The sequence below is a fragment of the Pseudomonas sp. AD21 genome, from assembly GCF_002878485.1.
Classification (GTDB): Bacteria; Pseudomonadota; Gammaproteobacteria; order Pseudomonadales; family Pseudomonadaceae; genus Aquipseudomonas.
The window spans coordinates 1-14058 of the sequence record NZ_NQYG01000027.1 but is presented as its reverse complement, the minus strand read 5'-3'; the positions used below and the strand labels follow the sequence as shown (position 1 = coordinate 14058).

Below are 14058 nucleotides of genomic sequence, written 5' to 3'. Positions count from 1 at the left end.
AAAAGTGGCTCGTGCTTCCATTCCGATCAGTCCTGTTCCATATGAGTTGAGCGGTCTCTAATGCAAGGATCCCTCACGTTGAGAGCGTCAGGCCGAGACACACTGCTGTAGCAGCAGTTGCCCGGCTACCGGCCTGGAAGAGCGTGGCGAATCCCTGTATCGATGTAAGCCTCCAATGCTTCTATGGCCATGGGGCAACCAAATAAATATCCTTGGAAGTTATGGCAACCCAAGGCAGCCAGCATGTCACGCTGTGCGCGTGTTTCAACCCCCTCAGCAATGACCGACAAGCTCATACTGTTTGCCAACGCAACCACTGTCCTGGCGATTGCAGCGTCGTTTGGGTCCACCAGGATATCGCGTACGAATCCCTGGTCGATCTTGAGTTGGTCCAGCGGCAGGCGCTTGAGATACGAGAGGGAGGAGTAACCGGTGCCAAAGTCGTCCAGCGAAAAGCCGACGCCGATGGATTTCAACGCATTCATCTTGGCTATTACGTCCTCGATGCTGGAGACCAGCATACTTTCAGTAATTTCCAGCTTGAGACGATGAGGATTGGCACCGGAGAGCTCGAGCGCAGACTGTATTTGTTCGACAAAACCATCCTGATTAAACTGCCGAGCACTGACGTTGACGGCGATGGTCAGGTGAGAGAACTTCGGTCTATACGCCCATACGGCCAACTGCTTACAAGCTATTTCGAGCACCTGCTGGCCTAGCGGAAAAATCAAGCCCGACGCCTCTGCCATTGGAATGAACTCTGCCGGAGAAATCATGCCGCCGCGCGTGTCTTTCCAGCGCACTAACGCCTCCACGCCTGTAATGCGACCTTCCTTCGTGACCTGCGGTTGATAGTGCAACAGGATGTGGTGTTGCTTGATAGCTTTGCGCAGTCCTTCCTCCAGTGCGATTCGAGCGCTGACGACCGTCTGCATCTCGGGGTCGAAAAAACACAAGACATTGCGTCCGCAGGCTTTGGCTTGGTACATGGCCAACTCGGCGCGTTTCAGGGGCTCGCTTGCATCCTCATCCCGCTCGCCGAACAAAGTAATACCTATGCTGCAGGTTCGGTGCAGTGTCGATGTACACAACTCATAAGGCTGCTCGATCTCCCGCAGGGTTTTTTCGCCAATGGTTTCAGCATGGTTCGCCGCCTCTTGCGGATTGGCGCTCTTGCTCTCCAGAATAAGAGCGAATTTGTCGCCTCCAAGGCGGGCGACGGTGTTGCCCTCCGGCACACAACTCCTCAATCGTTGGGCTATTTCATTTAGAAACAAGTCGCCTTGGCCATGCCCCTGAGTTTCGTTGATGGACTTGAAGTCATCGAGATCGACAAACATCAATGCGCCTATCCATTGATGGCGAATACTCGAAATCAATGCTTGTTCCAGCCGATCCATAAAGAGTCGGCGATTTGGTAACCCTGTTAACTGGTCAGAGAATGACAGTCTTTGGATCTGTTGTTCGGCATCTTTCCGGTCGCTGATGTCGCGGATGATCCCTTGAATACATTGAGTGTCATCCAGGGTCATTATGTGCGCCGAAATCAGACCGGGCCAAGTGCGGCCATCCTTGCTTACAAATTCAGCTTCATGATCAATGAAGTATCCTTGTTGCTGTAAGAGTCGAACTGATTCGTGACGCTCTTCCGGATAACGCCAAATGTCGATATCAAATACTGTTTTTCCAAAAGTCTCTTCCCGTGTCCAGCCAAATATGCGGGTAAATCCATCATTGACCTCAAGAAGGCTCCCATCGTCAAGGCGGGTGATGACCTGACTATCTGGGCTGGCGCGGAATGCGGTCCGAAAGCGCCCCATTCTTTTAGCCTTAAGAACTTCAGTTTCATGTCTATAACTGTTACGCGTGTAAACAAGAATAGTCAGGGTGAAAATTGCTATCAGTAACAGTGTTATGGCTGCTTCCTTTCGCCAAGGAGCGAGAAACTCGTCGGTGCTCGTTGCGACGATGATATAGAGAGGGTAATTAGCAATTTTTCGATAGCTGTAGAGTCGCTCAATGCCGTCTAGTGGAGCAACTGCGGTGTAGCTCCCATCATTCGGGAACGCACGAATAGTTTCTGTAGCCTTGGCTGACACCAACTTGGAGCCAACTTTTCCACTTTCACTCGCTACTTCCGGATACCGTGCTATGAGTGCCATCTCATCATCACGAATTGCGATGACTCCTTGTTTTCCAACATCAAAAGTGGAGAATATCTCGGTAAAATAATCCACCATGCGTAACGAGCCTAGCGCCACGCCTGCAAAGGAGCCATCAATGTGGTTGATGCGTCTGGACAGAAGGACCGACCAGGTTTTTGTGGTGCGTCCTATCACAGGTTTGGATATAACCATTCCAAGATGCGAATTCTCATGCAAGCGTTGGAAATACTCTCTGTCGGCAATATTCGTTTTGCCGGCGGTCAATATTGTTCCCCAAGGGACATCGCCTTTTTCATCAGCTACCCATAGCCCTTCGCAATCTCTAATCGCTGTCTGCTGTTGTGTTAGATATCCATCCAGCAATGTCTCATTGATGCCTCCAGCAGCCATTTGCCGCTCCACTTCCCTTGCCACAGCGAACAGGCCCACATCAACTTTATCAAGGACGCCAGTGACATTGATCGCCAAGGATCGCGCCAGGTTCTCCGCTGTGATGGCGGCTTGAAGCTCATGCTGCTTTTTACTCTGGTAGAGCGCCAAACCTGCGAGCACATAGACAAACAACATGAAGGAAGCAATACCTGTCGTAAGACGCACCATCAAGGAATGTGATCGCCATGGCATGATGAAATCTCGACAAAGCCAATTGGGGGCATAGCGGAACACTTCATAGGTTAGTCTGTCAGGAAATACGTGCGTCGAAAAAATATTGACTACTCGGATAAGATTTTTCTTGGCAGCATGCAAAATGGATGCTTTCCAAACTGCGCACGGATAAACATTGTGTGCTAGGTCGTTGTTACCCTTGACTTGAGTTGCACCGCATGCCGGATAGCGTCATTTTTTCGGCATTGCGCCGCTCTGATGCAGTTCGCCCTGCTTTTATTTCATTGCCCAAGTGATGGTGAATTGCACAAAGCTTTCCCTTGAGATGGGTGCCTCATATCGATCCGGGCAAGGTAAGTGCGGGACGAGTCTTGGCGGACCGATCACTCTTGCCGCGCTGCTCCATTCTGACAATTGCGGGGGCCGTACGCCTAACCAATGTGTGCAGACGTTTCTCCGAACGTCGCCATCGCCAAATGCTCCATGGATCTGCCCGCGTACGACCCGCGCGTTCTCCAGAACGCTCGCAAACTCTAGCCCGTCAATTCATGTGCTGCCGGGAATTTCCTTGACCGTCCGTTGGGCGACGCTACGGTAATTTGCGCATTTTCAGAATTTTCTTAGTGATATTCCTGACTAGATTTGATGTACCGGCGTGCATTTGCTGCGTGTGTAGGGGCCAGCGCGCAACTGTTGAGCGGGTAACTCGACAGGGCACAACCAATAAGAAAAAAGGGAAAGACCATGAATCATGTATTTCGCATTGTCTGGAGTGGACGTGCAGGTACTTTCGTAGCAGTCAGCGAATATGCGAAATCTCATGGCAAAGGTCGCAGCGGCGGGCGGCGGGGGCGCAGGCTCCGGATACTGCCCTTGTTGCTGTCGGCGGGCATGGCGTTCAGCCCGTTGTTGCAGGCAGCCGATCGGTATTGGGATACCAACGGCACGGCACTGGGCTCGGGTGGTACCGGCACCTGGAATCTTTCCAGCGCATTCTGGAGCCCCAACAGCGACGGCGTCAGCGGCCCCTATAGCGCCTGGAACAATGCCACCCTCGACGACGCTTTTTTCGGCGGCACCGCCGGCACCATAACCCTGGGCACGCCGATCACCGTGCACAACCTCACCTTCCTGACCACCGGTTACACGCTCAACGGCAGCACCCTGACTCTGGGGGGGATCACGCCCACCGTCACCGCCAATGGCGCCGCCACCATCAACTCGATCCTGGCTGGCAGCGCGGGTCTGACCAAGGCGGGGGCCGGTGTCCTCAGCCTCAACGGCGCCAACACCTTCAGCGGTGATGTCGTGGTCAATACCGGCGGCCTGGCCCTCAACGGCGATTCCGCGCTGGGTGCGGCGGGCAACGGCGTCACCATCGCCGGCGGCACCAGCTTGAGCAGCACTGGTGCCCTCGCAGCGAGCCGTAACATCACCCTCACCAGTGGCAGCGTCCTGCTGAACGGCGCCGGCGTGGGCTCGGCCCGCTTCACCGGTGCTGGTGGACTCAGGCTCAATAGCGGTGTCAGCCTCACCAACGCCGCTAGCAACTATACCGGGGCGACCATTTTCGGCAACGGGAATGGCGGCAGCTTTTCCTTCAACTCCGTCGCCGATCTGGGCGTGGCCAGTTCCCTGGGTGCGCCAACGACGGTGGCCAATGGCACCATCACGCTTGGGTCCGGCGGTGGCGTTCCTGCAACCCTGAGCTATTTCGGTGCCGGCAGCAGTTCCAACCGCAACTGGCAATTCAACGCCGCGGGCACCGTGGCACCGCTCACCTTTCGCAACATAGGGACAGGCACGTTGACACTGACCGGCAACATGGTCGTGTCGGGTGGCAGCACCTATGGAACTAACTTCAATGCCAATTCGGCCGACATGTCATTGCTGGGCATCATTTCAGGCAATGGCTTGGTCTCCTATACCGGTAGCGCCGGAAGAACCATCACGCTTGGCAACGTAAATACGTATACGACCGCGACCGGCATCAACGGTGTAACCGTACGGGCCGGTTCGTTCAAGGACATCGGCACCGCCAGTTCCTTTGGCGCCGGCGCGGTGGGGAATGGCATCGGCATCACCAATGGCGCCGTGACCTACACCGGCGCTGGCGACAGCAGCAATCGGACATGGGGGCTAAACGGCGGCGCGATCAACAACGATGGCACTGGCGCGCTTGCGCTCAGTGGCACCTTGGCACTCACCAACACCGGCACGCTCGGCGGCAGCTACATTGGCGCCGACAACCTGTTCTCGGGCGTCATTTCCGGCACGGGAGGGCTGAGCAAGAGCGGCGCGTCCACCTGGACACTCAGCGGCGCCAATACCTACACCGGCAGCACTATTGTCAACAGCGGCACACTCCGTGCCGGCAGCACCACGGCCTTTGGGGCAACCAATGGGGTCGTTGTGAACAGCGGCGCCACGCTGGATATTAATGATCTGAACATCACGCTTTCCTCGTTGGCCGGTACGGGCGGCACCGTCGACCTGGGATCGGGAACGCTTACCCTGAACGATGCTGCGGGTATCAGTACCGCCTACGCCGGCAACATCACCGGCAGCGGTGGCCTCACCAAGACCGGGGCCAGCACGCAGACCCTCACCGGGGCCAACACCTATACGGGTGCGACCACGATCAACGGCGGCACGCTGCGGTTGGACTACGGTGCAGCCACCGCGCCCACCAGCAACATCATTTCCAGCGCCTCGACCCTGAAAATGGGCGGCGGGGTGCTCAATGCGATCGGTGCTGCTGGCAAGGCCAACACGCAGACGTTCAATGGTCTCCTCGTCACTGGAGGCAACAACACGATCGGCGCGACATCCGGCACCGGCGGCAGCATGGCGCTCAACCTGGGGGCGATCACCCGCACCAGTGGCCTGGTCAACTTCAACCTGCCGGGCAGCGGCAACATCACCACCACAAATAGCACCCTGGGCGGTTGGGCCACGGTCAACGGCACCAATTACGCCAAGGTGGTCGGTGGCAACATCCTTGCCTTCACCACAGCGGACTATGTCAACAAGGACAATGCGTCCACCTGGCTGAACAACGAGATCCTCAGCGATGCCGGTGGCACTGCGAACTCGCCCTATTTTGGCACGGTGAGCGGCAGCAAGCAGATCGGCGGCTTGCAGTACACCGCGGCAGCCAACTCCACCGTGACTGTGGGCGCCGGTAATATTCTAGGGGTGGATGGCACGATCATCGTTGCGCCGTCGGTCGGGGCCAACAATCAGACGATCACGGGCGGTTCGCTCACCGGTACCTCCGGAGGTGGTGTACTGGGCGTTCAGCAAAATGGCACCGGCAACTTCACCATAGCGTCCCAGATCGTCGACAACGGCGGCGGAGTCGGCTTCACCAAGGCCGGTGCCGGGCTGGTCACGCTGACCAACGCCAACAACACCTACACCGGCGCCACCATCGTGTCGCAGGGGATCCTCTCGGTCGGCAACATCACCAACGGCGGCACGGCCAGCGGCATCGGTTCCTCGTCCGCAACGTCGTCCAACCTGTTGCTGGAAGGCAGCACACTGCGGTACACCGGTGCCACGACGACCAGTGACCGCGGTTTCACCATCGCCAAATCCGGCGCGATCCTGGGCAGTGCCATCGATGTCACCGGTGCCGCCAGCGACCTGACGTTCAACGGCCTGGTCACCAGCACCGATGGCGCCAATTTCACCAAGACCGGCGTCGGCACGCTGACGTTGGGCAACGCGGGCAACGACTACACCGGCATCACCACCGTCTCCGGCGGCACGCTGGCGGTCAACACCCTGGCCAATGGCGGCCAGGTCAGCGGCATCGGTGCGTCCAGCAATGCTTCGGCCAATCTGGTCCTCAATGGCGGCACGCTCAATTATCTCGCTGGGACGTTCAGCACCGATCGTGGTTTCACCGTCGGCACACCCGGCGTTGGCGGCAGCGTTGGTGCGATTGGCGTCAGCAACGCGGCCACCACCTTGACCGTCAGCGGCACGGCCGTAGGTGATGATGGTTTTCGCAAGGACGGGGCGGGCACACTGGTGCTCTCCGGCACCAATACCTACTCGGGCGGTACCTCGGTCACTGCCGGTACGTTGCGCGCAGGGTCCATCCAGGCTTTCGGCAGCACAAGCAACAACCTGAGCGTGGCGAGCGGAGCCACGGCGGATCTCAATGGTTTCAACACCTCGATCGGGGCGCTTCAGGGCGCCGGCAACGTGACCCTGGGCTCCGGCACGCTAACGGCGCTCGCCGGCGGGAGCTTCAGCGGAATCATCAGCGGTAGCGGCGGCTATACCCAGGCGGGTGGCACCCAGATCATGTCCGGTTGCAACAATACCTACACCGGCGCCACCGCCATCAACAACAACAGCCAGGTTACCGTCGATTGTCTGGCCAATGGCGGGCAGGCAAGCGGTATCGGCGCATCGACCAGCGCTGCTTCCAACTTACTGTTCAATAACGGTTTTCTCAATTACACCGGTGGCAACGTCAACATCGATCACGGACTCACGGTACAGAGCGGGTTTGGCGTGCTCAACGTCACCAATGCGGCGACCACCCTGGGCATCAGTGGGGCGGTGGGCGGCGCCGGCACCCTGTACAAGAGAGGGCCCGGCACGGTGGTGCTGTCCGGCAACAATACGTATACCGGCGGCACAGTGGTTGATCAGGCCGGCATCCTGCGAGCCGGCTCAGCCACGGCCTTTGGCAATGGCTACCTGAACATGGGCAACGTGGCCGGCGCCACGCTGGATGCCAACGGTTTCAATCCTTCGTTCACTTGGTTGCAAGGTGGCGGCACCACGGGCGGCAACATCAACCTGGGCGGGCAGACGCTGACGATCAGCACCGGCAACAATACGGCTGGCGTTGCCTATGCAGGCAACATCAATGGCACCGGTAACCTGGTCAAGAGTGGTGTGCAGGTCCAGCGAATGACCGGATGCAACAACGGCTACACCGGCACCACCACCATCAACGGCGGCACCCTGGCCGTCGACTGCCTGGCCGACGGCGGCAGCAACAGTGGCACCGGCGCCAGCAGCGCGGCTGCAAGCAACCTGGTCATCAACAATGGCGCCACTCTGTCGTACGGCGGCGCGGGCCAAAGCAGCGACCGCCTGTTCACGCTCGGCGCGGGCGGTGGCTCGCTGGATTCCTCGGGCACAGGAGCATTGAACCTGACCAACGTCGGCGCCATTGCGTTGACCGGTAACGGCATCGCGCGCACGTTGACGCTCAACGGTACCAACACCGGCAACAACACTCTGTCGGCGCAGCTCGACAACAACGGTACGGGTGTCAGCTCGTTAACCAAGACCGGCACCGGCACCTGGATCCTGACCAACAACAGCAGCAGCTACACCGGTGTCACCACCATCAGCGGTGGCGTGCTCGGAGTTAGCAAACTCAGCAATGGCGGCACGGCCAGCGGTATCGGCGCTGCGTCCAGTGCGGCCTCCAACCTGGTGATTGGCAACGACTCAGCCCTGCGCTACACCGGCTCGGGCGACAGCAGCAATCGACTGTTCACGCTGGCGGGCGGCGTTTCGTTCATCGAATCGTCGGGGACAGGCGCGATCAACTTCACTAATTCCGGCACAATCGGGCTATCGAATCCCAACGTGGCACGCACCGTCGCCCTAGGTGGTACCAACACTGGCAACAACACTGTGGCCGGCGTGATCGGCAACAGCGGCACCGGTATCACCACACTGGCCAAAAACGGCAGCGGCACTTGGGTACTGACCGGCAACAACACGTACACCGGGAACACCGTCGTCAACGACGGCAACCTGACAATCGGCGACGGCAACACGTCGGGCAATCTCGGCACCGGCAATGTGATCGTTGATTCGGCGACTTCGACGTTGTCGATGAACCGCAGTGACACGGTCATCTTCAATGCCGCCATGAGTGGTCCGGGCACCTTCGCGCAGGTCGGCACCGGCACCACTACGCTGACTGCAGGCAACAGCATCGGTGGCGCCACGGTGAGCGCGGGCACACTGGACGTGAACGGCGTGCTGAATACCGGCTCCATTGCCATGAGTAGCACCTCCACCCTCAACGTGGACGGTACCGTGCAAGCGGCGGGCGGAACGACTGCTGCGATCACCGGCGACGCAGGCGCCAGCACGATCAACGTTAACAGCGGTGCGACCCTGCGCGTTAATGGCGACTTGGGCGATGGCAGCGATGCGCTCAACGTGACGGGCACGCTGGATACGGGTGCCACGGTGTTGAACCTGGGCGCTGGCAACGACACGCTGACCATCAATGACGGAGTGATCAACGGCGCCGGTGTCGACGCGGGTGCCGGCACCGCCGACAGCCTGGTGATCAACAACGCCCTGGCGAAGACCTTCGGTGGTTTCAGTGGCTTCGAACAACTGACCAAGCAGAACGTGGGCACGCTGACCTTGACCGGCAACCAGAGTTACAGTGCCGGTACCGCGATCAATGGCGGCGCGCTGAATGTGGGCGGCTCGCTAGATACATCAACCGTCTCGATGGCGGACGCCACCACCTTGAATGTGGTTGGCACGGTGCGAGGCATGGGCGGGACGACTGCCATCCTCACCGGCAGCGCCGGCGCCAACACCCTCAACATCAACAGCGGGGCGACGCTGCAAGCAAGCGGCAGCCTTGGCGGCGGCACCGACAACGTCACCCTCGCAGGTACGCTTAACACGGGCGCTGCCGCCCTGGACCTGGGTGCGGGGGACGAAACCGTGATCCTGCATGACGGCGCTGTAATCAGTGGCGTGGGCATCAACGCCGGAACCGGCAACGACCAGTTGGTGCTCGACAATGCCCTGGCGCTGACTTTCAACGGAGGCGCGACTGCGGGTTTCGAGAGTCTGCTCAAACAGAACGGCGGCGTCACCACCCTGACCGGCAGTCAGAGCTTCAGTGTCGGCACCACAATCAACGGCGGCGCGCTTAATGTGGTGGGTGCGCTGGAAACGCCATCAGTGAATCTGGCTGACAGTGTGACGCTCAATGTCGATGGCTCACTGCAGGGTGTTGGCGGAGCCGCGACCACGGTCACCGGCAGTGCCGGCGCGAATACCTTGACGGTAGGTGCTGGCGGCCACCTGGTCGCCAGTGGCGATCTGGGTGGCGGCGACGATTTCCTGGACGTGGCCGGCACGCTCGACACCGGCGGTGGTACTTTCGCACTCGGCGACGGTGATGACACCCTGATCATCCATGATGGCACCCACATCATCGGCGCCGTGACGGCGGGCGCGGGCACCGATACTTTCGCCACTGATATCAATACCAGCGCAGACGTGGGCGCCGTGCAAGGGTTTGAAACCCTGACCAAGACTGGCGTCGGCTCACTCAACTTCAATGGCCCGACGGGTTCGGACTTCACGACCGTCAACGTGCTGGCCGGCATTTTGAACATCAATGCCGCTGCCAGCCTTACCGGTGTATTCAGCGCGACGGTCGCCAGCGGCGCGGCGCTGAACGTCAATGGCAGCCTGGGTTTTACCACAGGCTCTGACAGTTTCACCGTTGCAGGCAATGTGGCGGGGACGGGCACCGTCGACATGCTCGACGGCGATGATCAGTTAACGCTACAGGATGGCGCTGATCTAAGCGGTCTGACGACCGCGATCAACGGTGGCCTCGGCATCGATACGCTGACGGCTGACATCGCCACCACTGCTGCCCTGGGTGGCGCGGTCAATTTCGAAACACTGATCAAATCCAATGTCGGCACGCTCAACATCACAGGCCCGGTGACTTCTCAGTTCGATACGGTGCTGGTGCGGGGCGGGACGCTGCATATCGCCGCGGGCACCATCGTCGATCCGCAGACCACCGTGGTGTCCTCGGGCGCGACCATGACCGTGGATGGGACGTACCAAGGCACCGCAGGCAACGACACGTTCACGGTGTCAGGCACGGTCAATGGCACGGGCACGATCAACCTGCTCGGCGGCGACGACGTACTGACCTTGAACGACGGCGCTGACCTGAGTGGGCTGGCCAATCCACTCGACGGTGGCGCGCATGGCGCAGGCGACACGGTCATATTGAACAACGCCGGCGCACTGGCCCTCAACGGCGGCAACATCGTCAACTTCGAATTCCTGCAGAAGGACAACACCGGCACGGCGACGCTGACCGGGACACAGAGCTTCAGCGGCGGCACCGCAATCAGTGGTGGCACTCTGGATGTGGACGGTGCAATGAATACGCCGACCGTAACGCTTGCCGACAACACGACGCTCAACGTCGATGGTTCGCTGCAGGGCGCGGGCGGTACAGCCGCGACGATTACTGGCAGCGCCGGCATCAATACGGTGACAGTCAATGGCACGCTGGTCGCGACCGGCGACCTTGGGGCCAGCGACGATGTGCTAGACGTGGTTGGCACGCTCGACACACTGGGCGGAACCTTCGCGCTGGGCGATGGCGACGATACCTTCACCGTGCACGACGGCACCCATGTCATCGGCACTATCGACGGTGGTGCTGGCGTGGATACCCGCGTCTACGACATCAATCAGACCTCCGACCTGGGCCAACTGGTCAACTTCGAAGGCGTGACCAAGACCGGTACGGGCACTCTCAACCTCAACGGCCCCGGTGCGACCGATCTGCAAGAAGTCAGCGTGCTGGGCGGTACGTTGAACATCGGACCCACCGGCAGCGTGGTGGCGACCCCGGGCAGCACGCTCAGCACCTTGGTTGGCAGCGGCGCCACCTTGAATGTCGATGGCGGCTATGGATGCGGCGACGGCAACGATACGATGACAGTGTCCGGCACGGTGTCGGGCACCGGCACCATCGACCTGTGTGGCGGCGATGACACGCTGACCCTCAACGATGGCGCGGTGCTGAGCAACGTCGTCAGCGGCGGAGACTCTATAAACGGCGATACCGTGGTGTTGAACAACGCCAATGCCTTTACGTTCGACGCTGGCAACACGACCAACTTCGAGCTCCTGCAGAAGGAAAATACGGGTATCGCGACCTTGATCGGAACCCAGGGTTTCGGCAGCGTCAATGTGGCGGCGGGCACGCTGGATGTGGACGGCACGCTGGAGACGTCGGATATGGTTCTGCTTGGCGGTACGACGCTCAACGTTGACGGCGTGGTAAGAGGCTTCAATGGCGCCGAAGCGCTCCTTGGCGGTGACGATGACGTCAACACGGTAACGATCGGGGCTGGCGGCTTGCTGTTCGCGACAGGCGACTTGGCGGGCGGCAACGACGTGCTGGACGTGTACGGTGAACTCAACACGAATGGCAGCAGCTTCAGCGGCGTGCTCTCGCTGGGCGACGGCGACGATCTGTTCACCCTGCACGACGGGGCTGTGGTGGATGGCGTCGTCTACGGCGGCGATGGTAACGACACCGCCATCGCCGATATCAACCTGACTGCCAATCTCGGCGCACTGGCTCAGTTTGAAGTCCTGACCAAGACCGGTGGCGGCACCCTCAACATTAACGGCGATACCGTCGGCGTGTTGTTCCCGTCCACCATCCAGAACGTCAACGTGCTGGAGGGCACATTGAACATCGGGCCGGATGGCATCGTGGACGGGCCCGCCGACGGTAGTCCGCTCAATACGCTCGTCGCGAGTGGCTCCACCCTCAACGTGGACGGCAGCTACGGCTGCGGCTCCGGCAACGATACGATGACCGTTGGCGGCACGGTGAGGGGCAGCGGCACCATCGATCTGTGTGACGGCGACGACACGCTGATCTTAAACGACGGCGCGAATCTGTCGGGTCTGGTCAACGCGCTGAGTGGCGGAGATGGAACGGATACAGTGTTGGCTGACATCGCCGGCAGTGTGGTCCTGGGGGGCGTAGTCAACTTCGAGACGCTGACCAAGACCAACATCGGCACGCTCAACGTCGATGGCCCGGCTTCTTCGTCGTTCACTACGGTCAACGTCCTGGGCGGCACGCTGGATATCGGTGCTGCCGGTGCGATAAACGGCGTGGTCACCACGACGGTGGCAAGCGGTGCGACCTTGAATGTCGACGGCGGCTACACGGGCAGCGCGGGCAACGACAGCTTCGACGTGTCCGGCACGGTCAGCGGCAGTGGCACCATCGACCTGGCCGCCGGTGACGACACGCTGACACTCAACGACGGCGCGGTGCTGAGCAACGTCATCGACGGCGGCGCGCATGGCGCAGGCGACACCGTCGTGCTGAACAACGCCAACACACTGAGCTTCGACGCCAGCGATACGATCAATTTCGAATTCCTTCAGAAGGACAACACTGGCACGGCGACGCTGACCGGGACACAGGGCTTCAGCAGCGGCACCACGATCAACGGCGGCACGCTGGACGTGGACGGTGCACTGAGCACGCCGACCGTGACGCTGGCCGACAACACGACGCTCAATGTCGATGGTTCGCTGCAGGGAGCGGGCGGTACGGCCGCGACGATCATCGGTAGTGTGGGCACTAATACCGTCACCGTGGGAGCGGGCGGGACCTTGCTCGCCAGCGGCGACCTGGGCGCCGGCAACGATGTACTCGATGTGATCGGCACGCTCGACACGCAGGGGGGAACCTTCGCGCTGGGGGATGGCAACGATACCTTCATCGTGCGCGACGGCACCAATATCATCGGCACCATCGACGGGGGGGCCGGTCTGGACACCCGCGTCTACGACATCAACCTGGCCGCCGATCTGGGCGCATTGGTCAACTTCGAAGGCGTGACCAAAACCGGCGTCGGCACCCTCGACATCAACGGTCCCGCCGCGACCGACCTGCTGCAAGTCGACGTGCTCGGCGGCACGCTGAATATCGGGCCAAGCGCCACGGTATCGGTGCAGGACACCACGGTCGGCAACGGCGCGACGTTGAACGTGGACGGCAGCTTCACCGGCACGAGCGGGAGCGACACAATGACCGTAGCCGGTACGCTGACCGGCACGGGCACCGTGGACCTGCTCGAAGGCGACGACACCTTCACTGTCCGGGACGGTGCCGATCTGTCGGGCTTGGCGAATGCCGTGGACGGAGGGGCGGGCACCGATACCTTCCTGGCGGATATCGCAGGCAGCGCGACGCTGGGCGGCGCGATCAATTTCGAGACCCTGACCAAGACCAACACAGGCACGCTCCATGTCGATGGGCCGGCGAGCTCGAGCTTCACTGTCGTCAATGTGGAGGGTGGCACGCTGGACATCGGTGCCGGCGGTGCGATCAACGGCGCGGTCACCACGACGGTGGCGAGCGGCACAACCTTGAATGTCGACGGCGGCTACACGGGCAGCGCGGGCAACGACAGCT

2 protein-coding genes and 1 pseudogene are annotated in these 14058 nt (G+C 60.4%); 2 read left to right on the top strand and 1 reads right to left on the bottom strand.

Annotated features, from left to right (window positions below):
• Positions 1 to 125: 125 nt before the first annotated feature.
• Complete coding sequence (locus PseAD21_RS16915; protein ID WP_146011291.1) at positions 126 to 2912, bottom strand: EAL domain-containing protein; 2787 nt, start codon at positions 2910 to 2912, stop codon at positions 126 to 128.
• A gap of 603 nt (positions 2913 to 3515) precedes the next feature.
• Between PseAD21_RS16915 and PseAD21_RS30320 the strand changes: the two are divergent.
• Together PseAD21_RS30320 and PseAD21_RS16905 are read left to right on the top strand one after the other, a co-directional pair.
• Positions 3516 to 4094: pseudogene (locus PseAD21_RS30320) on the top strand (ESPR-type extended signal peptide-containing protein); the annotation flags it as partial.
• A gap of 591 nt (positions 4095 to 4685) precedes the next feature.
• Positions 4686 to 14058: autotransporter-associated beta strand repeat-containing protein (locus PseAD21_RS16905; protein WP_256588176.1), on the top strand; the 9373-nt coding region annotated here is incomplete at its 3' end.